Source organism: Natronomonas gomsonensis, from assembly GCF_013391635.1.
Lineage (GTDB): Archaea > Halobacteriota > Halobacteria > Halobacteriales > Haloarculaceae > Natronomonas > Natronomonas gomsonensis_A.
On record NZ_JACAWU010000001.1, the window covers coordinates 1,219,985 to 1,246,867 of the forward strand.

Below are 26,883 nucleotides of genomic sequence, written 5' to 3' on the forward strand. Positions count from 1 at the left end.
GGGGCCGGCTATTGAACGTGGCGGGAGCGGCCGGTTTCGCGCGCCGAATCAACCACACACTAATGTAGATGGCGCCGAAGTTCCCGGTGAGAATGGGTCGGGGGAACGCGATACGATGATGCGAGCACTGCTCGCGGCCTGCTGTCTCGCCGGTATCGTTCTCGGTGGCGCCTTCGCCCCCGCAGTCGGCATTCAGACGCCCGTTCCTGACCTCGGCGTCGAGGGCGAGGGCGGTCCCGACGTGGGGGGAAGTATCGGCATGCAGAACGCTTCGAGTGGCGACAGCGGCGGGAACGAAAGCGGCGGTGGAGGCGAAAGTGAAGCGAGCGATGGCAGCGACAACAGCGACGACCAACCGCCGCCCGAAAGCGAATCCGGTGCCAGCGGCTACGGCGGCACCTCCGCCGGCGGCTACCCCGAACAGACGACCGTCGGCGGCCAACTGTCGCTGTCGAACCACGAGGAGTTGGTCGTCCGCAGTCCCCGTCCGTCGCGGTGGCGGTTGGGGGCCTACGAACGGTACACGGGGTCGGGATGGGACCGAGAGCGCGGCGACCGACAGCCGCTCGAGGAACCGCTTCGGACCACCGAGGGGCGACCGGAGGTGCAGTACGGAATCACCGTGACGCCGCAGCGGTCGATGAACTCCCTCGCGTCGGTGTGGCGACCGGCGTTCGCACAGGTCGACGGACAGGCGGTGTTCGTCAGCGGACAGCGCGGCTTCACCGTCGAGGGGTCCGTCGAGGCCGGCGAGACCTACCGGACGTTCACCTACGGCCCACCCTCTCGGGAGGCGGCCGCGGCCGCCACCGGCGAGGACTACCCCGCCGACATCGAATCGCGATACACGCAACTGCCCGACGACACCCCCGTCAAACTGTCCGAACGAACCACACGGATAACCGACGACGCCGAGACGCCCTACGAGACGGCGAGCGCCATCGAGGCGTGGCTCGAATCGAACAAGGAGTACTCGCTGAACGCGAGCCACGACCGGGACAACGACGTGGCCACCGAGTTCGTCTACGAGATGGACGCGGGCTACTGTCAGTACTTCGCGACGACGATGACGGCGATGCTCCGCACCCAGGACATCCCGGCGCGGTACGTCACCGGCTACGGAACGGGCGAATCGGTCGGCAACGACGAGTACCTCGTCCGCGGGAAGAACGCCCACGCGTGGGTCGAAGTGTACTTCGAGGACGTTGGGTGGGTGGCGTTCGACCCGACGCCCGGCGGCGGCCGCACCCAGGCCGGACGCGACGCCGAACCGCTCGAGGAACCCGGAGAGCAGTCTTCGCCGTCGTCGACGCCGACCCCATCGGCGGACGAATCGACACCGACGCCGGAGGCCGACGACACGCCCACGCCCGATGCCGAAGCGACGCCGACGCCCGAACCGACGACGGAGTCGGCCGGTTCCGTCAACGTCACGCTGACGCCTGACCCGGTTCCGGGTCGGGAGGTAACCGCGACGGTCACCCGGGACGGCGACCTCATCTCGGGGGCGACGGTGCTGTTCAACGGCGACTCCATCGGCGAGACCGACGCCGACGGCAACGTCACCGGCGAGGTGCCGTACAACCGCTCGTTGAACATCGAGGTGCGTCTCGACGGCAGCCAGCCCAGACTCGGCAACGTCGGCGGGTCCCACAGGCGGGCGTCGCTGGCCGCGCCGACGCTGCTTCAGGAAGGGACGACGGTTTCCTTCGACGTGCCGACCGAAATCGACATCGAACTGCTCGGCGAGCCGGTCGCCGGCGGGTCGGTCGACATCGTCGCCAACGTCTCCGGCGAGCCGGTTCGCAACGGGAGCGTCCGTCTCGACGGCAGCGAGGTCGCCCGAACGGACGACGGCGGGCAGGCGACGGTGCCGTTGCCCGACGCCGAGACGGTCGAAATAGTCGTCGAACGCGGCGACGCCAGCGGCAACCGGACGGTCAATCTCACGCGGGCGACGCCCGAGGTGACGGCGACGCCGTCACCCACGCAGACGCCGCCGACCGACTCGCCCAATCTCACCGTCGAGCCGTCGTGGCTGCTCGCCCTGCCGACCTCGCCGGCTTCGGTCGTCCTCGAGTACGACGGCCAGCCAGTTCCGAACGCGACCATCGCGGTCGACGGCGAGACCGTCGGGACGACGGACCGGAACGGCACGATCGCGGTCACGCTTCCGTTCGCCGATTCGACGACGGTGACCGCCAGCGCCTCACCCGACGGCCCGACGACGGCGACGACCGTTGAGGGGATGTATCGGAACCTCGCCATCGCCGGCGGCGGACTCTTGGCCGTCGTCGTCGGTGGGCTGGGAATGGCGGCCCGATACGGCCTCACGCCGCGGGTGCTCGCTCGACTCGCTCGCCGGACAGTGGTTGGAACTGGCCGGCGAATCGTCGCGGGACTCGTCGGCCTCGCCGGCGTCCTCGACGAGGGGCTTTCGACGGTGACCGACGCGATTCGGTACGGCATCGACCGCCTCGGCGACGGCGTCGAGGGGGCGGCCGCGCTCCTGATTGCAATAGGTACCGGAACGGCCGACGCGGCACGCCGGACGGCGGCGTTCGCCCGCTCGCTGCCCCGGCGACTGCACCCGGCGGTCATCCTCGCGTGGCTTCGGGGGGCCGGCCGCTCTGCGGCGCGGTCGATAGCCGCTGCACGCGGCGATTCGCCGGCCGACGCGACGGTCGAGGACGAACAGGCGATGACGATTCGAGCGGCGTGGCAGGAGTTCCGGCGTTACGTGTCGATTCGTTCGTGGCGAACCTCGACGCCAGGTGAAATCGGCCGCTGGGCGGTCTCCAGGGACGGCCTGCCCGCCGACGCCGTCGCCACCCTGCGGGACGCCTTCCGGGACGTCGAGTACGGTGCCCGGTCGCCGGAGGACCACCTCCCGGATGTGGAGGCGGCCCTCGAAGAGATACGGTCGAGCAAGCGCGACGCCGAGGAGGGCGAGCAGTGAGCCGTCTACTTCGCGCCGTCGTCGGGGCAGTCGGTATCGCCGCCGTCGGACTCGCTGCCGCGTTAGCGTTCGCACCCGATACCGTCGAGCAGGTAGTCGACATCGACATCCTCGTCCGGACGACGCCGCTGTCGGAGGCGGCGCTGCGGGCGCTGGCGGTCGCCGTCGCCGGAGCGATTTGTGCCGCGTGGGTCGTCTGGACGGCCGGACCGACCGGCGAAGACGACCTTCCCGAAGGCCCGCTGTCGGAGCCGACGACAGACTTCTCGGCGCTCCGGGCGGCGCCGCCGGAACACGCCACCGCCGGCCCGATGGTCGGCGAGGGCTTCGACGAGCGCGTCGTCCGGTCGGCGGCCGCGGCCGCCAGCGGCGACGACTACGACGCTGTCAGACGCGAGATTCGACGGCTCGCCGTCTCGGCTGTCGCCCACGTTGAAGGGTGCGACGAGGCGGCCGCCGAGGACACGGTCAGAGGCGAGGAATGGACCGACGACGCGATTGCGGCGGCGTACGTCGCAGACCGGGAGTCGGCGCTACCGTTCCGGAAGCGACTCCGGGCGTGGCTCCGACCGTCGCGGACCAGAATCGACCGAATCGAGCGGTCGCTGTCGGCCATCGAGCGCCGACTCGACGGGGGGTGGAACTGATGGGGATTCGAACGAGTTCGCGATTCGACGCCGCCGTCCTCGCGGCCGTGGTGCTTCTCACCGTCGGCACGATACTCGGCGAAACCGCGCTATTCGTCGCCGCGGCCGTCCCCGTCGTCTACCTCGTGGCCGACGCGCTGGCCCGGTCACCGTCGCCGTCGGCGCTGGCCGTCGAGCGGGCGTTCGACCCCGAGGTCCCGACCCCCGGCGAGACGACGACGGTGACGCTCACGGTCCGAAACGAAAGCGACCGAACGCATCCGGACGTACGCGTCGTCGACCGACTGCCGGACCACGTTCCCGTCGTCGAGGGGTCGCCGCGCGGCTCTCTATCGCTGCGGCCCGGGGAGTCCGGGCGCGTCTCCTACGAAATCGTCGCCTCGCAGGGCGACCACGAGTTCGACTCGCCGCTGGTTCGGCTCCGGTCGCTTCCGGCCGCTGGGTCGGCCACCGGCGAACCGGCCGTCGACGGCACGTCGATTCTGCGGTGTCGACGCGGCGTCAGCGACGTGCCCCAGACGAACGGGTCGCTCCGACGGGTCGGGACCCAACCGACAGACAGCGGCGGGTCGGGACTGGAGTTCCACTCGGTTCGGGAGTACCGACCCGGCGACGACATCGGCCGCATCGACTGGCGCGGACTGGCGAAAACCGGCGAACTGTCGACGGTCAACTTCCGTGAGACACGGGCGACGAAGACGGTCGTCGTCGCCGACGGGCGGGTGCCGACGCGGCAGTCCCGCGACCACGGCCACCCCACCGGGGCCGAATTGTCGGCGTACGCCGCCGACCGGGCGTTCGGCCGCCTCGTCGCCGCCGGCAACCACGTCGGACTCACGGCGTTGGGCATCGACGAAAACGACATCGAGCCGACGCTGCCGAGCGACCGCTCGGGGCGGCCGTGGGTGCCGGTCGGCAACGACGCGGCGACGCGAACGCGGGTCGGAGCGGTCCTCGATGCGGTCGTCGCCGCTGGACAGGCCGAACGCGAGACGACGCCAGCGGCCGCCGACGGCGGAACTCGGGAGGACGCGCTCGCGCTCCGTGAACGCCTCCCCGGGGCCGCCGACGTGGTACTCACGACGCCGCTGCTCGACGACGACCCGGTCGGCCTCGCGACGGAACTCGTCGCGGCCGGCCACGATGTCGTCGTCGTCAGTCCGGACGTGACCGGCGGCGGGACGCCCGGCGGGAGAGCCGCGAGCATCGAGCGCCGACTCCGCATCGAGCGCCTCAGAGAATCGCTCGCGACGGTCGTCGACTGGGACACCGACCGACCGCTGTCGGCCGCGCTGGAGGGGTCGACGTGAGTGTCGACGACCGGCGGCTCTCGGAGTCGAACTGGCGGCCGACGCGGAGTTCGACGGTCGTCTCCGCGGCCGTCGCGGCCGTCGTCACGCTCGGACTTGCGGCGATAGCCGGCGCCATTGCGCCCGCGGCGCTCGGCTTCCTCGCCGGCCTGTGTCTCGCCGGCACGGTTCGAGCGACGGCACTCACCGAACGCCGCGTCGCGACGATTCTCGCGGGGGTCCTCGCCGTCGTCGCGGGCCTCGCCTCCCTCGGCGGCGCCGCGGTCGCCGTCGTCATGCAGGTGGGGTGGCCGCCGACGCCGCCGCTGCCGTTCCTGGAGTTCGCGCCGTTCGCGCTGTTCGTCGCCGGGTCGCTCGCGGGGTTCGGCGGCCTCGCCGCGTTCTGGGGCGTCTCGCCCGGTGCGGACGCGGGAACTGCCGCTGGCCGCGTTCTCGTCGCCGGGGTCGTTCCCGCGACGGTGCTGTCGGCCGACCTGCTCGCGCCGATGTTCGAGCCGGTGTTTCGGCTCCTCGGCCTCGCCACCGACGTGCTGTTCGTCCGCGGTGCGGCGGCTCCGATGGGCCTCCCGCGGATGCAACTCGTCGTCTCCTTCGTCGTGACCGCCGTCGCAGTCGTCGCCGTCCGGTTGGGGGTCGGAGCGCTCCCGATTTCGGAGTTGGCCGGCGAGGACACCGAGGCGGAACTCGCCGCCGCGGTCGCGACGACGCGGCGGCTGCTCGCGTGGGTCGGCATCGTCGCCGGACTCTCGGCGCTCGTCGTCGCCTTCGGACTCGCGACCACCGAACTGTATTCCCGGAGCCCAGCGATTGCCCGCTCGCTTTTCGCGTGGTTCGGCGCCTCGACGGCGCTCCGGTGGCTGTTCGTCGCGCTCACGGTCGGTGGGGTCGCCACGTTCCTCGCGGTTCGACTGCTCCGGTCTGCGGCCTCCGAGCGGTTCCGCCCCGATTTCCTGCCGGTCGCCTCGCTGTCGGTCGGCGGCCTGCTCGTCGTCGCCGTCTGGGTGGCTCATCCGGCCGTAGCGACGCGGGCGATTGGGGCCGCGAGCAGCGACACCGGCCGCCGACTCCTCGCGAATCTCTTCGAGACGGTCGGCTCCTTCGCCGTCGTACTCGGGGTCGTCTGTGTCGGACTGGCGGTCGCAGTTCTCCCGCTACTCGCACTCGGTGTCGCCGGTGCGCTCCGACTGCTCGGGGAGACGACGGGCGCACAACTGGCCGCGGCGGGGACGCTCACCGCGGCCATCGCCGCAGCCATCGCCGACCTCTCGATACTCTTCGTTGTCGGCGGCGTGGCGGCGAGTCTACTCGTCTGGGACCTCGGGGAGTTCGCAGCCACGCTTGGGCGGGAACTCGGCCGGCAGGGGTCGACCCGGAGAGGCGAGTTGGTCCACGCCGGCGGCGCTGTGCTGTTGGCTGCCGCCGCGTCGGTCGTCGCCGTCGGCACCGTTCGAGCGGTCGAGGCCGTCCCGCCGACGGCGACGGCGAGTGCGGTCGCAGCGACGGTGACGGCCGTCGCCGGAACGCTGCTGCTGTTCGTGCTCGCTCGGTGACCGGTAAATCGGTACGACGCCCGTCTCAGTCGTCGGCCGTCGCGACCGCCGGTACCTCGATTCCGTCGAGAACGTCGGCGACGATTTCCTCGTTCGTCACGCCGCGAACCGTCGCCTCCGAGGTGAGCACGAGGCGGTGTTCGAACGCCTCGTGGACGACCGCACGCACGTCGTCGGGGGCGACGTAGTCGCGGCCCTCGATGACCGCACGGGAGCGACTCGCCTCGAACAGCCGCTGGATGCCGCGCGGTGAGACGCCAACGTCGACGCGGTCGTCCTCGCGTGTCGCCCGCCCCAACTCGATGACGTAGTCGCGCAACTTCCCATCGACGCGTACCGTCTCGGGAACGGACTGCAGCTCGGTGACTCTGTCGCCGTCGATGACCGTCTCGGGGTCCGGCGTCCGACTCGTTCGGTCCGCCCGGCGGTCGATTATCTCCCGTGCTCCCTCCTCGTCGGGATAGCCGAGTTCCGTCTTCAGGATGAAGCGGTCGCGTTGGGCCTCCGGGAGTGCGAAGGTGCCCTCCTGTTCGACGGGGTTCTGTGTCGCGATGACGAAGAACGGTTCCGGGAGCTGGTAGGTCGTCCCGTCGGCCGACACCTGACTCTCCGACATCGCCTCGAGGAGGGCGGCCTGGGTCTTCGGCGGCGCGCGGTTGATTTCGTCGGCCAACACGACGTTCGAGAACACCGGGCCCTCGGTGAACTCGAAGGTACCCTCGTCTTCTCGGTAGATGTGCGAGCCGGTGATGTCGCCGGGCAGGAGGTCCGGCGTGAACTGGATGCGGTTGAACGACAGCCCCAGTGCGGTCGCGAAACTCTGTGCGGTCAGCGTCTTCCCCGTCCCCGGAACGTCCTCCAAGAGGACGTGTCCCCGCGAGAGGACGCCAGTCAAAACGGTCTCGAGCACCTGTCGGTCCGCGACGACGGCCGACGCGACCGCGTCGATGACGTCGTCACACACCGCCGATGCCTCGGCTACGTCCATACGCCGTCCTGCGGGCGGACGCATTTGAAACCTTGCGGTGAATCGGCAGAAACGAACGACGACCGCGATTCAGGCCTCGACTGCGAGGCCGGCGGCTTCGAGGGCCTCCTCGGCCGACACGTCATCGTGGACGACGAGCGACACCGCACGAGCCATCTTCTCGGGGTCGTCGTGCTGGAAGATTGTTCGGCCCATCGAGACGCCGGCACCACCGGCGTCCATCGCACCGCGTACGTCACGTAGCGCCGCGAGGTCGCCCTCCGGCGACCCGCCGGCGATGAGTACCGGCAAGCGAGTCGACTCACAGACGTGTTCGAAGCTCTCGGCGTCGCCGCTGTAGCCCGTCTTGATTACGTCGGCACCCAACTCCTCGCCCAATCTGACGGCGTGGCCGAGCGCCTCGGGGTCGTCACCCTCGATATCCGGGCCGCGGGCGTACGTCATCGCCAACACTGGCATGCCGTACTCGGCGGCCTCGTCGGTCAGTTTTGCGAGTTCCTCGATCTGTTCGCGCTCGTGATTCGACCCGACGTTGATGTGGAAGGAGACTGCGTCGGCGCCGGCGCGGATGGCGGCTTTCACCGACCCCGTCGTGCGCTTGTCGTTAGCGTCGGGGCCGATGACCGTCGAACCGTTGAGGTGGGCGATGTAGCCCGCGCCGTTGGTGTTGCCGTGGACGCGAGGGGCGATTCCCTTCTGGGTGAGAACGCTGTCGGCGCCGCCCCGGGTGACGGCGTCGATGGTCGATTCGATGTCTTTGAGCCCTTTTACCGGGCCGAGTGTGATGCCGTGGTCCATCGGAACGACGACGTAGCGGCCGTCTGTTCCGATGCGGTCGAGGCGTGCGGCGGTCCCTGCAGTCATGTTACGTGATGGTGTGGTAGGTTCGGTCATGTTCCTTCCGGTCGCGGCCGACGTTGCGCGCCGTCGACTGCCCCCTGTTTCAACTCCCGTGCGAGCGATTCGAGTCGGTCGGCCACCTCGGCGGTCGGCAGGTCGTTCTCGACGCCGTCGGCGACGATGTCGACGAGCGCCGAACCGACGATGACGCCGTCGGCGCCCGCCGCGACCACGTCGGCCGCCTGCTCGCCGCTGGAGATGCCGAAGCCGACTGCCTTCGGCACGTCGTACTCGGCGAGGCGGGCGAGGCTCTCTTCGGTCTGGTCGCTCACGTCGGCGCGGGCGCCCGTGACGCCGAGTCGTGCCTGGACGTAGACGTACCCCGAGACCTGCTCCATCATGCGCTGGAGTCGGTCGCCTCGCGTCGTTGGCGCGACGATGAACACCAAATCGAGGCCGAACTCGTCGCAGGCCTCTCGAAGCGGCCCGGCCTCCTCGGCGGGGAGGTCCGGGACGACGAAGCCGTCGATGCCGACTTCGGCGGCGCGTTCGACGAACGGCCGGACGGGTGGTTCGCCCTCCGAGCCGTACTGGTAGATGAGATTGTAGTAGGTCATACACACCAGCGGCACGTCCACGTCGAGTTCCTCGACGAACTCGAAGAACCGCTCGGGGGTCATCCCGCCCTCCAGCGACCGGACGACGGCCTGTTGGATGGTCGGTCCCTCGGCGATGGGTTCAGAGAACGGGAGGCCGAGTTCGATGATGTCGGCGCCGCCGCGGGCCAGCGCCTCGACGTACTCGATTGAAGACTCGAAGTCGGGGTCGCCGGCGGCGAGATACGGGACGAAGGCGGGTTCGTCGAAGGCGCCTTCGAGAGGCGAGGGTTCGCTTCGCTCACCCTCGCTCACTACTCGAACACCTCCATAGTCGGCGCGTTTTCCAACTCGCGCTTGTCGGTCTCCTCGATGACGGCTTCGAGGTCCTTGTCGCCGCGGCCGGAGACGTTGACGACCACCGTCTCGGGCAGCTCGACGGAGCCGTCGCCGTCGGGGCCGGCGACCGATTCGAGGAAGCCGAAGGCGTGGGCCGTCTCCAGCGCCGGGATGATGCCCTCGTCCTGAGAGAGGCGATGGAACGCCTCCAGTGCCTCGTCGTCGTCGACGGTCACCGGCGTCACGCGGCCCTCGTCGACGAGGTGGGCGAGTTCCGGCCCGACGCCGGAGTAGTCCAGTCCCGAGGAGACGCTGTGGGACTCCATGATTTGGCCGTGGCTGTCCTGCAGCAGTTTCGTCCGCGCGCCGTGGAGGACGCCCTCCTCGCCGATTGACAGCGACGCCGAGTTGGGCGCGACGCCCTTCTCCTCGTCGACGGACAGCGTCGACCCGCCGGCCTCGACGGCGTAGAGGTCCACTTCCTCGTCGTCGGTGAAATTCGCGAAGGAACCCATCGTGTTCGACCCGCCGCCGGCGCAGGCGACGACGGCGCCCGGGAGGCCGCCGACCTGCTCGTCGAACTGTCGGCGGGCCTCCTCGGAGATGACCGACTGAAAGTCCCGGACCATCGCGGGGAACGGCGCCGGGCCGACGACCGACCCGATGACGTAGTGGGTCGTCTCCACCGTCGTCGCCCAGTCGCGCATCGTCTCGCTGATGGCCTCCTTCAGCGTCCCGCGCCCGATGTCGACGGGATTGACCTCGGCGCCGTTGATGCGCATCCGGAAGACGTTGGGTCGCTGGCGGTTGATGTCCCGACGACCCATGTAGATTTCACACGGCATATCGAGGTGGGCGGCGGCCATCGCCGTCGCGGTGCCGTGTTGGCCCGCCCCGGTCTCGGCGATGATGCGCTCTTTGCCCATGTACTTCGCGAGCAACACCTGTCCGAGGGCGTTGTTGAGTTTGTGGGCGCCGCCGTGCAGCAGGTCCTCGCGTTTGAGATACACCTCGGTGCCGTAGCGTTCGGAGAGTTGGTCGGCCCGTTGCAGCGGCGTCGGTCGGCCGCCGAAGTCCCGAATCCGCTGGCGGAACTCGTCCGTGAACCCCTCCTCGTTGTCGAGTACGTACCGCTCGTAGGCGTCGGTCAACTCCTCGATAGCTGGCATCAACGCCTCGGGGACGTACTGGCCGCCGTAATCGCCGAACGTGTGCTGTGATTCAGACATTTGTGAGTCGCTCCGTGTTTTCCCGAACGGGGCCGTCCATGATGGCCGACCCGACGAGCAACGCGTCGGCGCCGGCTTTGCGCATTCGTGTCACGTCCTCTCGCGTCGCTACGCCGCTTTCCGCAATCAGGGTGACGTTCTCACGCGCATCTGCCGGAATCGCCTCGGCGACGCGCTCGAACGTTCCCAAGTCAACTTCGAGTTCCCCCAAATCGCGGTTGTTGATACCGATTATTTCGGCACCCGCGTCGAGTGCTTCCCGGAGTTCGGCCTCGGTATGGACCTCGACGAGCGGCTGAAAGCCCCGCTCGCGAGCGGCGGCCAGCAGTCCCTCGAGGTCGTCGACGAATCGGACGATGAGTAGGACCACGTCCGCTTCGACGGTGTCGAGCTGCGCCTCACGCACGATGAAGTCCTTCCGGAGGACGGGCACGTCGACGGCCTCTCGGACCGCCTGCAGCGTCTCCGGTGACCCGCCGAAGTGTTCGGGTTCGGTCAACACCGACAGCGCCGCCGCCCCGCCGTCGACCATCGCCTCGGCGAGTTCGACAGGGTCGTCCTCGCGCTCGCCGTCGGTCGTCGGACTCGTTGGCTTCACTTCCGCGATTATCGGCGTTCGTCCGTCGGCCGTCGCCTCGTCGATAGCCGCCGGCAGCGACCGCGGGTCGACGGAGAGTCGTTCGTCGCCGCCCGGGCGAGCCTCGGCCGCATCGAGGATGGACCGAACGGCGGGTGCCAACTCGTCGCTGGTGTTCATTACTGTACACTAACGAACTCATTTGGACATAAGGGTTGCGTCTCGGTGGCAGCGTCGTCCGGATTACTCGCGGCTCGAGACGTAGAGTCCACCACGGCAGACACCGAGCGGTTGGCCCATGCCATCGAACGAATCGGGCCGTACCCGGCCGCTACGGCGCTCTTCCACTTGAATAGCCGTTATGCTACCGCCGAAGATATATGACTCTGTATCGATATGAATTGTTAACTATGGCAGAGTTTTCAACCGGCCGCCGAACCCTGATTCGCGGTCTGGGGGCGTTGGGTGTGGGATCGCTGCTGTCCTCGCCCGCGTCGGCGCAGCCACAGCCGCCGGAGACGACGCCGAACACGCGCGCGACGTACCGAGCGGTCGTCGACGCTGTCGTTCCGCGGACACCCGAGTTGGCGTCGGAACTCGGCCCCGAACACGTCCCGGGCGGCCTGTCGGTGGGCCTCGACGAGTACCTCGTGACGTTCATCAACGAACTGTTCTCCTTCGGCGTGCCGGAGGCCGGTGACGCGGGCAACATGCGGCTTGCGGAGGCCGTCGCCGTCGTCCTCGACGTCGGCGCGGCGAAACTCGTCGCCGCGGGCGAAAACGACGAACCGCCGAGCGTCGACCGCGTTGTCGAACTGCTGGAACCGACCGATTTAGTCGAACTCGACCGCCTCACCGACGACCCCGAGTCGGTTCTCGAAGGGAGCCTCTTCGCCGCTCTCTCCCGGGAGGACCGACTGCGGGCCATCGCGGGACTCGACAGCATCGAGTTCGACACCGCCGAGTTCCCGGGGCCGCTCACCGAGGTCGACGCGGCGCTCGTCGGCCAACTCGTCGTCGGCTTCACCGAAGTCGTCTACTACAGCGAGTGGCAGGGCTACGCCGACATCACCGCCCCGCCGAGCGAACGGGCGTTTGCCCCCGACGTGAACAGTTGGGAACAGACGGAGTTCCCCGGCATCATCGACGGTGCGGCCGCCCTGCGCGGCTACTGGGGCGCGCCGAACTCCTCGCTTGGTGATGGGAGCACTTGGGACACCGCTGTCACCGGCGGCGGCCCGCCGAAACAGCTCTACGCCGACCCCGGAGACTTCGAGGACAGCGACGACTACGACACCTCGGGCTACGAGGAACCGTTTTCGACCGGTGGGGCGCCCGCGGCCGACGGCCCGCTCGGGGACGCGGTGTCGTCTCTGAACGGCGACGTGACCGACAGCGACGTGGCCGACGGCGATTTGACCGACGCCGACAACGTCACCGACGGCGGCGTCACCGACACCGCTGACACCACTATCGACGGTGTCATCGGCGGTCTGCTGGGGGTGGGTAACTGATGGTCCAGGACAGCTACGACGTGGTCATCGTCGGTGCGGGCGGCGATGGCCCCGTCGCCGCGTGGAAACTCGGCGCGGCCGGCCTCGACGTGCTCGTCCTCGAAGCCGGGCCGTTCTACGGCAACGAGCAGTGGCCCAACCCCTCCGAGAGCCCGGGCGGCGAACTCTCCGACAGCGTCGCGGACCTCTCGGGGGAACTGCTCGACGAGCAGTTCACGACCCGGGAGTTGGAGATGGCCCAGAAACTCCTCTTCGGCCCCGCCGACCACGAACGCGGCCTGTGGTTCCGGAAGTTCCCCGGTTCGGGTGCGGCGCTGCAGGCCTCCGGCGTCGGCGGCACGACGCTCATCTACACCGGTAACCACCCCCGAGCGTACCCGGCGGCCATCGACGAACAGGACCACTGGCCAGACTCGTTTTCCTACGACGACCTCCTGCCGTACTACCGGGAACTGGAGGACGTTCTCGGTGTCTCGCCGGCGCCGGTCACCGCAAAAGAGGAGATGTTCTTCCGCGGCGCCGAGGCCGCCGGCTACGACCTCATCGACGAGGCCAACGTCACCGAGAAAGGCTACCGTCCTCAGCCGAACGCCATCGCCCAACCCGACGAGAAACTCCGCCACGACGACGACTACGAGGGGAACTTCCGGCACCCCGAGGACCCCGACGCCGTCGACCCGGTGGAGGGCCACACCCTCGCTGCTGCCGAAATCGCCGGTAACCCACACCCGCGCGGCGCCCCCTACGAGGAGAAAGCCAAGAAGACCTCCGCCATCGGCTTCGTCCCCCGCGCACTCGACACCGGCAACGTCTCAATCCGACCGAACGCCTTCGTCACGGACGTCCTCACTGACGACTCCATCGGCGGCGACCCCGAGGCGACCGGCGTCGAGTTCCGCGACACGTGGAACGGCAGCACCGAAACCGTCGGCGCAGATACCGTCGTGTTGGCCGCCGGCGCAATCGAGACGCCACGTCTGTGGCTCAACTCCTCGCTGCCACGCAACGAGTGGGTCGGCAAGGGGATGACGCTGCACTTCGGCGACAACGTGATGGGGTTCTTCGAGGAGTCGGTGCTGGAAGACGCCGTCGACAAGCCCACAATCGACCCACAGGAGGGCCAGAACATCGCCGCCCGCTTCGATTACCCCGGCGTTGGGATGCTCCAGACGACCGGTTCCGGCCCCGGCATCGCCGCGATTCTCGGCTTCGGCGCCTCGGCCTCGGGATTCACGTTCAGCAACGACCTCAGCGACGCGCCGTGGGACACACAGGGCCGACTCGCGGGGGCCGAACTGAAGCGCCTGCTCGCCCGCTACCGGCAGGCGCTACCCATCCTCGTCGTCACCGACGACCGCCCGCACAAGCGCAACGGCATCACCGTCGCCCCCGGCGCCGAGGACGAACACGGCCCCATCCCGCAGATCAACTACGTTCCCAGCGAGGGCGACGTGCAACGCCGCGACGAACTGGCGGAGATCGCCACCGACATCCTGCGGGAGGCCGGCGCCGACCACGTCCACCGCTCGGACTCGCCGCCGACGGCGCTGCACATCCACTCGACGATGGCGATGGGGAAGGTCGTCGACACCGGCTGTGAGGCCTACGACGTCGACCGGCTGTTCGTCGCCGACCACTCCGCGCTCGCAAACGGTATCGGCGGCCCCAACCCCACCAACACCGGCCAGGCGCTCGCGGCCCGGACGGCCGATACAATCGTCGAGCGATACTTCTGAACCTTTTTGCACGGCGCGCTACGCGCGCCGGCAAAAACGTTCATGAAAAAGACACGTCGGGGCTCCCTTCGGTCGCGCGGTAGAACCGCTCGGTCGCTTCGCTCCCTCGCGGATGCTATCCGAACATGTTCGTGCCACTTGGCTTCAGTGGCGAACCCCAACCGTCGAGTATGAGCACTGACCACGGCCACGGCGACCCCGACCCGGTGACCGACCACGTCCACGAGAACTCCTGGTCGGCGAATCTCGAAAAGCCCGAACACGCCGAGGACCGCGCGATGCTCCTCGAACAGGCCGTCGAGGCGGTCGAACACACCGCCGACGGCTACCACGTCAACCTCGTTACCCACGGCGAGCACGGCCACCCCTCGACGTATCTGTTCTCGGCGCTCCAAAGCGCCTTCGGAGACGAGGTTGAGTGGGAGTACGTCGAACAGTGTGGCTGTGGCGGCCACGTCACGCGGGTTTCGGTTCCCGAGTGACTAACGGCCTGTCGCCTCGGGCACACCTCAACTTTCATGACAACCTCCCCCGAAGGCGATGACATGGACACCGAGGCGGAGGCGGGAATCTACGCGCTCGAATCGGCGTATCTCGACCGCTGCGTACAGGTCGGCGTCGCCAGCGGTCGCGTGCTCTCCGTCTCCTTTCCCGACGTTCCCGACGAGGACGCCGCGGACGACCTTCCGCTGCTCGACCGAATCCGGGCGTATCTGGAAGGTGCCGAGGACGACTTCACCGACGTGGACGTGGCGTTGACGATGCCGACCGACCAACGCGAGGTACTGGAGGCGGTTCGCGGGATTCCGTACGGCAGTCAGGTGACGGTGTCGAAACTGGCGAGTCTGGTCGCGACGCTCGACTCCGACGACGACGGCGACATCCAACTCGTCCGGACGGCACTCGCGGAGAACCCGGCCCCCATCGTGATTCCCGACCACCGGGTCCGGGACGGGCCCAGCGCCGCCCCGCCCGATGTCGAACAGCGCCTCCGGTCGCTGGAGGGGCTGTAGGTCTCTTACTTTTCACCGCTCGTCTCGCTTTCGGCGGCCGACCACGCGCCCGTCTACGTCCTCTGGTTGGGTCCCGATGCCCTCGAGCCAGCCGGTCGGTTGGGCCGCCGTCGGCTCTGCGTGCTCGCGTTTCAACACCATCGGCGTTCGCTCCAGGGACAACACCAACTCGTCGTCGGCGTTGTACGCCCGTAGTTCGGTGGTGACGAGACCGACGTGGTCCCGGGAGTCGGATTCGCGTTTCTGCAGCACCTCGCTTTCGGCGAAGATGGTGTCGCCGTGGAAGACCGGGGCGTGATGACGGACCCGGTCGTAGCCGAGGTTGGCGGTGGCGTTGGCGCTCACGTCGACGACGCTCATGCCGACGGCGAGGGCGATGACGAACGTGCCGTCGACGAGGCGCTCGCCGAACTCAGTCTCGGCGGCGTAGGCCTCGTTGAAGTGCATCGGGTTGACGTTCATCGTGAGGTTCGTCAGCCAGACGTTGTCCGTCTCGGTGACCGTCCGTCCGTAGGGGTGTTTGTACACGTCACCGACGGCGAAGTCCTCGTAGTAGCGGCCCTGCCACCCGGCGACGAGGCGGCGCTCCTCGGCGTCCGAGGCGTCGGAATCGACGAGTCGTGAGTCGTCGGCCATACCTCCAGCGAGGGACGAACGCGAGAAAAGCGTGTGGGTCGTTCGCGTGGGACGTGTCGAGCTACGTATCGAGTAATCGTTCGTACACCGGCCACCCCGAATCGCCCACCGGCGGGTCGGTTACCTCGCCGTCGACGACGACGCCGGAGCCCTCTTTGACCGACCCGACGTGGCCGACGGGCGTCCCGCGGGCTTCCAGCGCCGACAGCACCGCCTCCGTATCGGCGGGGTCGACGGCGACGAGAAGCGTTCCCGCCGTTGAGGCCCGCCAAGGGTCCATCGACACCGCCTCGCTCAGCGCCTCGACGCCGGGGCGCATCGGCACCGCATCGGTGTCGACGGTCAGACGGACGCCGGCGCTGTCGGCCATCTCGTGGAGCGCACCGAGGAGGCCCCCCTCGGTGGCGTCGTGCATCGCGGTGATGCGACCGGCGCCGACGGCGGCGCGGGCGTCCCGTACCGTCCCCGTCTCGTCGAGTCGCTGGCGGGCCGTCTCGAGGGTGTCCTCCGGCAGGTCGATACGGTCGCCGAACAGCGTCGCGAACAGCCCCGTCACTTCGACTGCGGGGCCTTTCGTCACGAGCAAATCGTCGCCGGGGCGGGCGCCGTCCGGGCGGACGATGTCCTCGGGGTCGCCGACGGCCATCGCCGTCGCCGCGCCGACCCACGGGAACGAACACCCCTCGTAGCGGGCGGTGTGGCCCGAAACGATAGCGACGCCCAAATCGCTACATTCGGCGTCGATAGCGTCCCAGACGCGGCCGAACTCCCCGTCGGTCATCTCCGGGGGCAGCGAGAACGAGATGTTGAGATGCGTCGGGTCGAGTCCCGAGACGGCCACGTCAGAGAGGACGATGCCGACCGCAAAGCGGCCGGCGCGCTCGAAGCCCAACTCGGGCAGTATCGAGACCGGGTCCGTCGCCGTCACGACGGCGTGGTCGCTAACCGAGACGACGCCGAAGTCGACGCCATGTTTCGGCCCGACCGCTACGTCGTCGCGGTCGGCGCCCAACCGAGGCGCGATTCGCTGCTCGAAGAACGCACGCGAGACCTTCCCCGTGTCCATACGCCGACCAGCGGTGGCAGTGGCTTGGGCGCTTCGACACGCCGGGTCGTCGAGTGAACTACCAGCACCGCTTTTGTGGGCGGGTGTTCAGGTGTGGTGTATGTCACAGGATGACGGCAACGAGCCGGCCGCCGATGGTCCCCGCCCGGCAGCCGAACCCTTCCGGCAAGACGCCGCCCACGTCGGTTCCGACGACCTCGAGGACATCTCGATACTGTTCGTCGACGACGAACGCCAGTTGCTGTCGATACTCGCCTCCAAACTCAAGGAGGAAATCGACGACCTCGAGGTCGTCACCGCTAGCCACGCCACCGAGGCGCTGGAACTGCTCGAGCAACTCGAGGTCGACTGCGTCGTCAGCGACTACAAGATGCCCGGCCGCAACGGCCTGGAGTTGCTCGAAGCGGTTCGGGAACGCTCCCCCGGCCTCCCCTTCATCCTCTTCACCTCACAGGGCTCGGAGGACATCGCTACAGAGGCCATCAACGCCGACGTGACCGACTACCTCCAGAAGGACCTCGGCGAGGAGCAACTCGTCTTACTCGCGAACCGCATCGAGAACGCCGTCAGCCAGTACCGCGCCCAACAGGAGGCCCGCGACACCTACCAGCACGTCCGCCGCATCCACGACCGCATCTCCGACGCCTTCCTCGGCCTCGACTCGGAGTGGACCATCACCTACGTCGACGAACAGGGCGCGGGGCTACTGAAGGGCACCACGGAGGAACTCCACGGGAGGGACTTCTGGGAGGTGCTGCCGCAGGCCACCGGCACCCCCTTCGAGACGGAGTTCGAACGCGCCCTCGAGTTGGGCGACCCAGTCGACTTCGAGGTCCACTACGACCCCTTCGAGACGTGGTTCGAGGTCCGGGCGTTCCCCGCCGACGACGGCCTCTCGGTGTACTTCCGGGACATCACCGACCTCAAAGAGCGGGAGGCCGAACTCCAACGACAGGGCGACCTCTTGGATGCGATAGCGACCGAAATCGGCCCGCGGCTGAAGGCGGCCGGTCGTGACCTCGCAAACGACGCCGACGCCGTCGCAGAGGGGTGTGACTGTGACGCACCGACCGACGAGGTAGTCGAAGACGCCGCCGAAATCAACGCCGCAATCGAGGAGATGGAGCGACTGTTCGACGAAGCGGGCTACGAGTGAACCGACGGCTCACCTGAACGGTCGCCACTCCAGACCCTCCCCGACGACGAACTCGACCGCATTCACGAGGTAGTGGGCGACCACGACCGCGAGCAGGCTGTTGGTCACGACGAAGAGGGCTCCGAGTGCCGCGCCCAACAGTCCGGTGACGACGACGCCGAGCGTGCCCTGTGCGCCGTGGCCGACGGCGAAGGCGACAGAGGAGAAGGCGACGAGCGCCCACGGCGAGACGCCGAAACCGACCGAGAACGCGCCGACGAGCGCCGCCCGGAAGAGCAGTTCCTCGAAGCCGGCGATAATCGGGAGGACGACGCCGAGCAGGACGACCCACCCGCCGAGGCTCTCCGGGGACAACACCGACCGCAACTCCTCGCTTGGGTCGCCGTCGAACCGTTCGGCGAGGCCGCCCGCGAGTGCGTTCGCGAGCGAGAGGCCGACGCCTGCCGCGACGCCCACCGCCAGCGCCGGCAGGCCGGTACTGAGAGCGTCGGCGGCGACGCCAAGTGCCGAGGCCGGCACTTCGGCCAGCCACGCGCCGCCGAGCAACAGCAGGGCGAAAAACCCCTGTGAGACCGAGACGTTCGCCAGAAGCGCCAGCGTCGACGGCTCTCGGTCGGGTTCCAGCGTCGATTCGGCCGGCGACTTCCTCGGTGCGGGCGCCGACCGCGAATCGAGGTGGTCGGCGCCGTCGGGGAGGCGGTCCAGCCAGCGGCGCTCCTCGCGGGTGACGTACGCACCCGTAACGACCGACTGTGAGAGTCGCGCGAGAACGAGCAGCAGAAAGAGGACGGCCAGTGTGACGCCCGCGAAGGCCGCCCACCGCGTCACGTTACTGTGGGCTGGGGTTGCCGGTCGAACCGCCGACGGAGCGCTGTTCGAGCGCCGAACCGGTGATGTTCTTCAGGCGGTCGACGAGCGAGTCCTTCTCGGGTTCGCCTTCGAGGGCGACCTCCAGAACCTCCGAGATGTGCGAGACGGGGATTATCTCGATTTGCTCTTTGTACTCGTCTTCTATCATCACGTCCTGCTCGTTGGCCTTCGGGATGATGACCGTCTCGAGACCGGCCTTCGCGGCCGCCTCGATTTTGTGGGTGACGCCGCCGACCGGCAACACGTCGCCGCGGACGGACAGCGACCCGGTCATCGCCATGTTCTGTCGGACGGGGACGTTCTCCAGCGCCGAGATGACGGCGGTGGCGACCGTAATCGAGGCGGAGTCGCCGTCGACGCCGCCCTCACCGGCCTGAACGAACTGGATGTGGACGTCCTTCTGGGAGATGTCCTCGTCGGAGAACTTCTTGATGATAGCGGAGACGTTCTGGACGGCCTCCATCGCCATCTCCTTCAGCTGGCCCGTGGCGATGACCTCGCCGGGCCCCTGCGAGGGCGTCACTTCGGCCATAACGGGGAGGACGATACCGCTGTCCTCGCCCATCACGGCGAGGCCGTTGACGCGGCCGACCACGTCGCCCTGGTTGACCGTGAGCTCGTAGTCCTTCCGGCGCTCGATGTAGTCGTCCGCGAGCTGCTGTTCGATGGAGCGCGAGCGCGCCTTCGCCTGCAGCACGTCGTCGCGAGTCGTGTACTCCTTGTCCTCGGCGCGGGCGATGTCGCCGGCGACGCGGACGAGGCCACCGAGGTTCCGGAACTCCAGGGTGAGGTGGCCCTTCCGACCGGCCCGACGGCGGGCCTCGAGGATGACCTCCTCGATCGCTTCGGCGGTAAACGGCGGTAGACGGCCGTCGTTGGTGACCTCCTGGGAGACGAACCGGGCATACTTCCGGCGCATCTCCGGGGAGTCCTCGATGGTGTCGTCCATGTACACCTCGTAGCCGTACCCCTTGATACGGCTCCGCAGCGCGGGGTGCATGTTCTCCATCGCGTCGAGGTTCCCGGCGGCGACCATCACGAAGTCCGTCGGGACGGGTTCGGTCTGAACCATCGCCCCCGAGGAGCGTTCGCTCTGTCCGGTGATGGAGAACGCCCGCTCCTGAATCGCGGTCATCAGTTTCTGCTGGGAGCGGATGTCGAGGGTGTTCATCTCGTCGATGAACAGCACCCCCTTGTTTGCCTTGTGGATGGCACCCGCCTCGACGCGGTCGTGGCTGGGCGTCTCCATGCCGCCGGACTGGAAGGGGTCGTGCCGCACGTCGCCGAGTAGCGCACCGGCGTGAGCGCCGGTGGCGTCCTCGAACGGCGCGACCTGCTGGTCGGCGTTGTTGACGAGCAGGTTCGGCACCATGGCGTCGCTGCCGCGGCTCATGTAGCGGAACGCGAGGTAGATGATACCACCGGCGATGATGCCGAGCAGGAGTTGCTCGGCGATGAGGATGGCGTAGCCGAACACCACGGCGATGATGATCCACATCAGGAAGCTCCGCATCTGGTTGCGCTTGCGGGCTTCCTCCTTGTGGGCCTCGACTATCTGTTCGCCCTTGCCCGCGGGCACCGTCCGCACTTTCGGCTCGTTGCCGTCGTCGGGGTTGTGATAGACGAGAACGTCCTGCAGTTCCTCCTTCGGGAGGAGTTGGCTCATCGCCTTCGCGAGCATCGACTTCCCGGTCCCTGGGGAGCCGATCATCATCACGTGCCGTCGCTGCTTGGCCGCCTTCAGGATGATGTCGCGGGCGTGGTCCTGTCCGATGACCTGGTCGACGAGTCGGTCCGGAACCTCGATATCGTCGCTGGATTCGACCTGCAGTCCGCCGAGGAGGTTGTCCTCCTCGCTTTCGTCGATTTCGACTTCAGCATCGACGCGGACGTCGCTGCCGAGGTCCGAGCCATCCAGAAGCTCTTCGTCTTCGTCGAGTTGGTTGTTGGCCTCGTCTCGCCGCTGGGCCGGTCGGTCCATCGACTCCGGCTCCTCGGAGCCTCGCCGCTCCTCGTCGGTGGGCGGTCGTTCTTCGGGCTCGGAAGCCTCGTCCGTATCCTTTTCGTTGCTCATAGAACCGTTGCTGTTGTCCATATTAGGGCCCGGTCAATTCATATACTTTCTCCCCACGTCACACCCTGCCGACGGTCAAAATCGGCAGAAAGCGAGTAGATTGCTCGGAAAACGGAACGTCGAGAACGCGTCTCGTCGGGTTTATAAAATCGGCTCACGACCCTCTCGGTATGACGCGGGGGTTCTACATCGGCCGGTTCCAGCCGTTCCACGAGGGACACCACGCGATGGTCGAGCGCATCGGCGAGGAGGTCGAGGAACTCGTCGTCGGCATCGGGAGCGCAGACCAGTCGCATACGGTCCGCAACCCGTTCACCGCCGGCGAGCGCATCATGATGATAACGAAGGCGCTCGTCGACATGGACGTCGTCACCTACGCGGTGCCCATCGAGGACCTCAACCGCAACTCCGTGTGGGTGAGCCACGTTCAATCGATGAGTCCGCGCTTCGAAGTGGCCTACTCGAACAACCCGCTCGTTTCACGACTGTTCGAGGAGGCGGGCATCGAGGTGCGACACTCCCCGATGTTCCGGCGCGAGGAGTTCGAGGGGACGGAGGTCCGAGAGCGCATCGCGACCGGCGGCGACTGGGAGTCGCTCGTCCCCGACGCGGTCGTCGAGGTCATCGAGGAGATCGACGGCGTCGACCGCATCCAGCAGATTACCGCAAGCGACGCCAACGGCGAGGGGAACCCCTCCGAATAGTCGATGATAACGCTCGCTTCCGACTTCGGAACGCCGTATCCGGCGGCGATGAAAGGAGTCATCCTCTCACAGTGTGACGCCCGTCTGGTCGATGTCGGCCACGACTTCCCCCGACAGGACGTTCGCGCGAGTGCCTTCTGGATCTCGGAGGTCCTCCCGGAATTCCCGCCCGCGGTCCACCTCGTCGTCGTCGACCCGGGCGTCGGCACCGACCGCCGTGCGCTCGTCGTCCGTGCCGGTGACCACGCGCTCGTCGGCCCCGACAACGGCGTCCTGTTGCCCGCCGCCCGCCGACTCGCGAGCGGCGGTGACGGCGACTACGACACCGACATCGACGCCTACGAACTCGAAATCGAGAACCCGCGCAGCTCGACGTTCCACGGGCGGGACGTCTTCGCCCCCGGCGCCGCGGCGGTCCACGAGGCCGGCATCGACCGACTGCCGGAACTCGACGGCGTCTCGCCGGCCGACGACGTGGTCGACCTCACGTTCCCAACCCCCGATATCGGTGACGACGGCGCGAGCGGTGAGGTGCTCGTCGTCGACGACTTCGGTAACGTCGTCACGAACGTCCCCGGTGAGGTCCTCGACGGTCGCGAGCGAGTGACCGTCGACGACGCGGAGATTCCGGTCGTCCGCTCCTATGCCCACGCCGAAATCGGCGCGGCCGTCGCCACCGTCGGCAGCCACGACAACGTCGAGTTCGCCGTCAATCGGGGCCGCGGCGACGAGGCCTTCGGGCTGTCGGCCGGCGACAGCGTCCGAATCGAGTGGTGAACCTCACCCCGACAGTTCGCTCTCCCAGTCGCCGGCCGGCATCGAGTCGCCGGTGACGCCGCCCGGTGACTGCTCCAACAGCAACACGGCGGCCTCGTCCATCACGTCGGGGTCGAGAATCGACGCTCGCTCTTCGTCCGGCAGGTGGTCCCAGAAGTCGGTCTCGACGCGGCCGCCGGGGTCCAGACAGTTGACGTTGATGTCGGGTTCGACCTCCTCGGCCAGCGTCTTCGAGAACCCCTCGAGTGCCCACTTCGAGGCGACGTACGGTCCCCATCCCGCGGACCCCCGCCGACCGAGTCCCGAAGAGATGTTGACGACGTTTCCCGTCTCCATCGCCGGAATCGCGTGTTTCGAACAGAGGAACGGCCCCGTGACGTTCACGTCCATGATGAGTCGCCAGTCCTCGACGGCTATCTCGGTCACCTCCCGCAACTCGTCGTAGAGGCTCAACATCCCGACTGCGGCGTTGTTGACGAGGGCGGTGAGTTCGCTGTACTCCGCTACGGTCGTCTCGACGAGCGCCTCGACCGACGGTTCGTCGGTCACGTCGGCCGGCACGGCGAGCGTCTCGCCGTCGGCGCTCTCGGCGACCGACCGGAGTTCGTCTTCGCTTCGCGCCGTCAGTACGGTGTTGGCTCCCTCGCGTGCGAACCGTTTTGCCATCGACGCGCCGAGTCCGCGGCTCGCGCCGGTGACGATGACCGTCTCTCCGTCGAGTCGTCCCATATCGGTCCGTCGTAACGGGGCTACAAAAGTCGTCGCGTCGTGCTGTCGGTGAGCGTGGCTGCGAGGTCAGTCTTGATGGCATCGACTCCCGCTCGAACTGCCTGAGTTCGAAGTACGGCCCAACGCATTGAGACACTGGCCGAGGCGGTGGCTCATCGGGTGACGCTGCTCGAAAAGAAAAGCGGACCGGGGCCGTCTTATTTCGCGGAGATGACGTCGTCGATGCGCGCGATCATCGTCGCCGCCTCGGTGGCGGACTCGACGGCTTCACGCTTGACGGCGGCGGGGTCGAGGATGCCGTACTCGACGGGGTCGCCGACGTCGCCGGACTGGCCTTCGGTGATGAGGCCGGCCCGTCCCTCGGCGTCGTGGGTCGAGCGGAGCTCCACGAGCGCGTCGATGGGGTCCATGCCGGTGTTCTCCGCGAGGGTGCGCGGCAGCACGTCGACGGCGTCGGCGAACGCCTCGATGGCGAGCTGTTTGCGTCCCTGGATGCTGGCGGCGCTCGAACGGATGTGGTCGGCGATGGCGATTTCGGTCGCGCCGGCACCGGGGACGACGCCGCCGGAGTCCAGCGCCGCGGTGACCACGTCGAGAGCGTCACGGAGCGCACGCTCGAGTTCGTCGGCGACGTGTTCGGTGCCGCCGCGGGCGAAGACGGTGACCGTCTCGGCGGCCGCGCCGCCCTCGATGAAGGCGAGTTCGTCGGAGCCGAACGTCTGGACGCTGACGCTGTCAGCCCGGCCGAGGTCCGACTCCTCGATGTCGTTCAGCGTGCCGACGGTCTTGGCGCCGGTCGCGCGAGCGATGGAGCGGGCTTCGTCGTCGTCGACGCCGTCGAAGGCGAGAACGCCCTCGTTGGCGAGATAAGAGGCGACGAGGTCCTCGACGTCGCCGGTGACGAACGCCACGTCGATGCCGGCGTCGGCGACGGCCTCGGCGTAGCCGCGGAGTTCGCCCTCCTCGGCCTCGATGGCCGCGTTGAGTTGGTCGACGCTGGAGATGTCGTACTCGGCGTCGATTTCGGCCTCCCGAACCTCGAGGTCGAGGTCCAGCACACCGATGGTCGCGTCCTCGACGGCCCGGGGCATGTCCTCGTGGAGGGGCTCCTCCTCGCTGATGACGCCCTGGACGAGTTCGGTCGCGGAGGCACCCGCGCCGGTCTGCGTGCGGATGGTGATGGCGTCGCGGTCGACGCCGGCATCGGTGCTGACCTGCTGGACTGCGGCGACGACGGTTTCGGCCAGCGCCGCGGCGTCGATGTCACCGGTGCCTTTGCCGGTCATCGACGACTCGGCGACGGCACGGAGGAGTTCCTCGTCGAGTTCGTCTTCGAGGGTCTGTTCCTCGATGGCTTCGAGTGCCAACTGGGAGGCTTGCTGGTAGCCCTCGACGATGGTCGTCGGGTGAACGTCGTCGTCGAGGAGGTCCTCGGCCTGGGCGAGGAGCTGGCCGGCCAGCACGGAGGCGGTGGTCGTGCCGTCGCCGACCTCCTCCTCCTGTGTCTGGGCGACCTCGACGATCATCTGGGCCGCCGGGTGTTCGATGTCCATCTCCTGAAGGATGGTCGCGCCGTCGTTCGTGATGACGACGTCGCCGGAGTCGGAGACGAGCATCTTGTCCATCCCGCGGGGGCCGAGCGTGGTCCGAACGGACTCGCTTACGGCTTTGCCAGCTGTGATGTTCGACGATTGAGCGTCCTTGCCGCGGGTCCGCTCCGTGTCCTCGTTGAGAATGAAAAGCGGCTGTCCGCGCCGCTGGCGCATCTGCTGTGACATAGTCATCACGTATGTCGTCAGCGGTTCTATATAAACGTTCCGCAACGCCTCGCAGACGGGGCCGCCGGACGGCCGCTCAGTCCGGTGGTTTTATCTGCGGTCGTACACCGCAACGGCGCGGTCGGCACGAGTCGACCACCCGTTGGGGTTCCGCCGTGGACTGCGGTCGGCGTAGCGGGCACGCAGTCCGTCTTTGTAGCCGGCGACGCTCCCGACGACGACGTCGCGGCCGTTGCCGAACCAGCTGGTCGGTTTCGCGTCGCCGCGGGCGACGTCCCGCAGCGTCGAGGCGGCGTCGGTGAACGCGTGTCGGACGGTTCGGAGCGACACCGTGGGATGGACGCCGTAGTTCTTCGCCATCCGGTAGGCCAGCGAGCGATACCGGGTGCGCCAGTTCCGTTCGGTCATGCCGCCGTCGGTGGCGGCCTCACGGGCGACGCACATGTCGGTGGCCCACGCCACGTCGTAGTCGAGGCCGGCGAGCCGGTGGGCCACATCGCGGGCGCCGCCGATTTCGAGGTACTCGTCGAAGCCATCCAGCTCTTCTAACACCTCCCGAGTGAAGGCGGCGTTGCCGCCGTTGAAGTAGGTGACCGTCCGCCCGCGAATTGTGCGTGACTCGCTCGTGTCGGTGGCGACGCCGGCGCGGAGCTGTTCGTGAGTCGGGCCGGTGACCGCGTCGGCGCCGTCGAGTGCATGGGTGACCGCATCGAGCCATCCCTCCTCGACAGCCATGGTGGGGTTGACGAACGCGACGGCGTCGCCGCGGGCGCGGTCGAGGCCGGCGTTTCGGGCGACGTTGACGTTTCGGTCGTCGGTCTCGACGAGCACCGACACGTCCTCGCGGTCGCGGACCATCCCGCTGGTTCCGTCGGTCGACGGGCCGTTGACGACGAGTATTTCGGTGGGGACCTCCGCCGTGAGCGCGTCGAGACAGCTGCCGAGCTCGTCGCGGTCGTTCAGCGTCGGTACCACCACCGAGAGGTCCATACTCCGCCGTAGCGCGCCCGATGCCTAAAAGTTCCGCGGGTTCACCTCACTCGGTGACGCGGGCGTCCCAGTAGGAAACCGAGGCGAGACGGTCGCCGACCGGCGTCCGTCCGACCGCGGTGTCGAGCGCCCGGAACGGGCGGGCGACCCACCCGGGAACCGCCCGGTAGAAACCGTACGGAACGACGAAGTCGTGGGCGGCGTCGGCCAACTCGAGGTCGGCACCGAGTAGCAACTCCCGCACTTCTCGCTCGGAGTAGAGCCGCGACCCCATCGGCAGCGCCCAGTTGTAAATCGAGCGGGTGGAGTAGCGGTTGAACGTGTCGAAGAACACCTGGTTCTTCGAGACGCGCCGGAGTTCGGCCATGAACGCCTCCGGGTCGGGCGCCAGGTGGAAAAACCGCATCGCGAAGACGGAATCGAAGTAGTCGTCGGGGAACGGCAGTCGACTCGCGTCGGCCTGCATGAAATCGAGGCTGTCGGTGACGCCGGCGGCGCGGGCCTTCGCCCGACCCTGTTCGAGCATCGCTTCGGAGATGTCGACGCCGACGATGTCGGCGCCGCGGTCGGCGAGCATGACGGTGAACCGCCCCGTCCCGCAGGCGACTTCGAGGACGCGCTTGCCGTCCAGCGGCGCCAGCGCGTCCAACACCGCTTCCTTCTCGCGCCGGTCGATGAAGCGGCCGCCCTGCGAGAAGCGTTTGTCGTCGTACGCCTCCGCGATGTCGTCGGCCTGATACCACTCCTGTCCCTTCACGCTACTCGAACCGACCCACCCGGGGCATAAAAGAATGCTGGATACAAC

24 protein-coding genes are annotated in these 26,883 nt (G+C 68.1%); 11 read left to right on the plus strand and 13 right to left on the minus strand.

Annotated elements, in window-relative coordinates; genetic code table 11:
• Positions 1–118 precede the first annotated feature (118 nt).
• The 4 genes from HWX69_RS06390 to HWX69_RS06405 are packed head-to-tail and all read left to right on the plus strand — an operon-like array spanning position 119 to position 6,466.
• Positions 119–2,959 (plus strand): transglutaminase TgpA family protein, encoded by a 2,841-nt coding sequence (locus tag HWX69_RS06390; RefSeq protein WP_178916250.1) that lies wholly within the window; start codon positions 119–121, stop codon positions 2,957–2,959.
• Entirely contained in the window at positions 2,956–3,606 is a 651-nt protein-coding gene (locus HWX69_RS06395; protein ID WP_178916251.1) for a DUF7269 family protein, read from the plus strand. Before HWX69_RS06390 ends, HWX69_RS06395 begins: the two co-directional genes overlap by 4 nt.
• Entirely contained in the window at positions 3,606–4,916 is a 1,311-nt protein-coding gene (locus HWX69_RS06400; protein WP_178916252.1) for a DUF58 domain-containing protein, read from the plus strand. Before HWX69_RS06395 ends, HWX69_RS06400 begins: the two co-directional genes overlap by 1 nt.
• Entirely contained in the window at positions 4,913–6,466 is a 1,554-nt protein-coding gene (locus HWX69_RS06405) for a DUF7519 family protein (RefSeq protein ID WP_178916253.1), read from the plus strand. Before HWX69_RS06400 ends, HWX69_RS06405 begins: the two co-directional genes overlap by 4 nt.
• 25 nt (positions 6,467–6,491) lie before the next feature.
• Here the strand turns inward: HWX69_RS06405 and HWX69_RS06410 are convergent, their stop codons facing one another.
• The 5 genes from HWX69_RS06410 to trpC form a co-directional block, all read right to left on the minus strand.
• On the minus strand, positions 6,492–7,454 hold the full coding sequence (locus tag HWX69_RS06410; RefSeq protein WP_178916254.1) for an AAA family ATPase: 963 nt from the start codon (positions 7,452–7,454) through the stop codon (positions 6,492–6,494).
• Between the two features lie 69 nt (positions 7,455–7,523).
• The gene (locus HWX69_RS06415) at positions 7,524–8,318 is read right to left on the minus strand and encodes a 2-amino-3,7-dideoxy-D-threo-hept-6-ulosonate synthase (protein ID WP_178916255.1); all 795 of its coding nucleotides are present in this window, start codon (positions 8,316–8,318) and stop codon (positions 7,524–7,526) included.
• Positions 8,319–8,344: 26 nt separating this feature from the next.
• Positions 8,345–9,205, minus strand: a complete 861-nt coding sequence (gene trpA / locus HWX69_RS06420) for a tryptophan synthase subunit alpha (protein ID WP_178916256.1) — start codon at positions 9,203–9,205, stop codon at positions 8,345–8,347.
• A complete protein-coding gene (gene trpB, locus HWX69_RS06425; protein ID WP_178916257.1) occupies positions 9,205–10,458 on the minus strand; it encodes a tryptophan synthase subunit beta in 1,254 nt (417 codons plus the stop codon). Before trpB ends, trpA begins: the two co-directional genes overlap by 1 nt.
• Complete coding sequence (gene trpC / locus HWX69_RS06430) at positions 10,451–11,215, minus strand: indole-3-glycerol phosphate synthase (protein ID WP_178916258.1); 765 nt, start codon at positions 11,213–11,215, stop codon at positions 10,451–10,453. Before trpC ends, trpB begins: the two co-directional genes overlap by 8 nt.
• Before the next feature lie 230 nt (positions 11,216–11,445).
• Between trpC and HWX69_RS06435 the strand changes: the two genes are divergently transcribed.
• The 4 genes from HWX69_RS06435 to HWX69_RS06450 all read left to right on the plus strand — a co-directional run bounded on the left by HWX69_RS06435 (position 11,446) and on the right by HWX69_RS06450 (position 15,298).
• Complete coding sequence (locus HWX69_RS06435; RefSeq protein WP_178916259.1) at positions 11,446–12,549, plus strand: hypothetical protein; 1,104 nt, start codon at positions 11,446–11,448, stop codon at positions 12,547–12,549.
• Positions 12,549–14,285: a GMC family oxidoreductase N-terminal domain-containing protein gene (locus HWX69_RS06440; RefSeq protein WP_178916260.1), complete on the plus strand. Its 1,737-nt coding sequence runs from the start codon at positions 12,549–12,551 to the stop codon at positions 14,283–14,285. Before HWX69_RS06435 ends, HWX69_RS06440 begins: the two co-directional genes overlap by 1 nt.
• A gap of 170 nt (positions 14,286–14,455) precedes the next feature.
• Positions 14,456–14,767, plus strand: coding sequence for a CGCGG family putative rSAM-modified RiPP protein (locus HWX69_RS06445; protein WP_178916261.1), 312 nt, complete (start codon positions 14,456–14,458; stop codon positions 14,765–14,767).
• 63 nt (positions 14,768–14,830) lie between these two features.
• Positions 14,831–15,298 carry an MGMT family protein gene (locus HWX69_RS06450; protein ID WP_178916262.1) on the plus strand — a complete coding sequence of 156 codons (468 nt, stop codon included), beginning with the start codon at positions 14,831–14,833 and terminating at the stop codon, positions 15,296–15,298.
• A gap of 12 nt (positions 15,299–15,310) precedes the next feature.
• On the opposite strand, the gene HWX69_RS06455 is transcribed toward HWX69_RS06450, so the two are convergent.
• Both HWX69_RS06455 and HWX69_RS06460 read right to left on the minus strand, forming a co-directional pair.
• Positions 15,311–15,934, minus strand: a complete 624-nt coding sequence (locus HWX69_RS06455) for a MaoC family dehydratase (RefSeq protein ID WP_178916263.1) — start codon at positions 15,932–15,934, stop codon at positions 15,311–15,313.
• 61 nt (positions 15,935–15,995) lie between these two features.
• Complete coding sequence (locus HWX69_RS06460) at positions 15,996–17,000, minus strand: AIR synthase family protein (RefSeq protein WP_178916264.1); 1,005 nt, start codon at positions 16,998–17,000, stop codon at positions 15,996–15,998.
• A 100-nt stretch (positions 17,001–17,100) separates the two neighbouring features.
• Here HWX69_RS06460 and HWX69_RS06465 point away from each other — a divergent pair, with 100 nt between their 5' ends.
• Positions 17,101–18,156: a response regulator gene (locus tag HWX69_RS06465; protein WP_178916265.1), complete on the plus strand. Its 1,056-nt coding sequence runs from the start codon at positions 17,101–17,103 to the stop codon at positions 18,154–18,156.
• A 9-nt stretch (positions 18,157–18,165) separates the two neighbouring features.
• Here the strand turns inward: HWX69_RS06465 and HWX69_RS06470 are convergent, their stop codons facing one another.
• Positions 18,166–18,984 carry a CPBP family glutamic-type intramembrane protease gene (locus HWX69_RS06470; RefSeq protein ID WP_178916266.1) on the minus strand — a complete coding sequence of 273 codons (819 nt, stop codon included), beginning with the start codon at positions 18,982–18,984 and terminating at the stop codon, positions 18,166–18,168.
• Between the two features lies 1 nt (position 18,985).
• The gene (gene lonB, locus HWX69_RS06475) at positions 18,986–21,100 is read right to left on the minus strand and encodes an ATP-dependent protease LonB (RefSeq protein ID WP_178916267.1); all 2,115 of its coding nucleotides are present in this window, start codon (positions 21,098–21,100) and stop codon (positions 18,986–18,988) included.
• A gap of 170 nt (positions 21,101–21,270) precedes the next feature.
• On the opposite strand from lonB, the gene HWX69_RS06480 reads away from it, so the two are divergent.
• Complete coding sequence (locus HWX69_RS06480; RefSeq protein WP_178916268.1) at positions 21,271–21,804, plus strand: nicotinamide-nucleotide adenylyltransferase; 534 nt, start codon at positions 21,271–21,273, stop codon at positions 21,802–21,804.
• Between the two features lie 3 nt (positions 21,805–21,807).
• Positions 21,808–22,581, plus strand: coding sequence for an SAM hydrolase/SAM-dependent halogenase family protein (locus tag HWX69_RS06485; RefSeq protein WP_178916269.1), 774 nt, complete (start codon positions 21,808–21,810; stop codon positions 22,579–22,581).
• A 3-nt stretch (positions 22,582–22,584) separates the two neighbouring features.
• On the opposite strand, the gene HWX69_RS06490 is transcribed toward HWX69_RS06485, so the two are convergent.
• The 4 genes from HWX69_RS06490 to HWX69_RS06505 form a co-directional block, all read right to left on the minus strand.
• Positions 22,585–23,310 carry an SDR family NAD(P)-dependent oxidoreductase gene (locus HWX69_RS06490; RefSeq protein ID WP_178916270.1) on the minus strand — a complete coding sequence of 242 codons (726 nt, stop codon included), beginning with the start codon at positions 23,308–23,310 and terminating at the stop codon, positions 22,585–22,587.
• A gap of 197 nt (positions 23,311–23,507) precedes the next feature.
• On the minus strand, positions 23,508–25,088 hold the full coding sequence (gene thsA / locus HWX69_RS06495) for a thermosome subunit alpha (protein ID WP_178916624.1): 1,581 nt from the start codon (positions 25,086–25,088) through the stop codon (positions 23,508–23,510).
• A 90-nt stretch (positions 25,089–25,178) separates the two neighbouring features.
• Positions 25,179–26,078: a glycosyltransferase family 2 protein gene (locus tag HWX69_RS06500; protein WP_178916271.1), complete on the minus strand. Its 900-nt coding sequence runs from the start codon at positions 26,076–26,078 to the stop codon at positions 25,179–25,181.
• A gap of 46 nt (positions 26,079–26,124) precedes the next feature.
• Positions 26,125–26,835, minus strand: a complete 711-nt coding sequence (locus HWX69_RS06505; protein ID WP_178916272.1) for a methyltransferase domain-containing protein — start codon at positions 26,833–26,835, stop codon at positions 26,125–26,127.
• Positions 26,836–26,883: the final 48 nt, after the last annotated feature.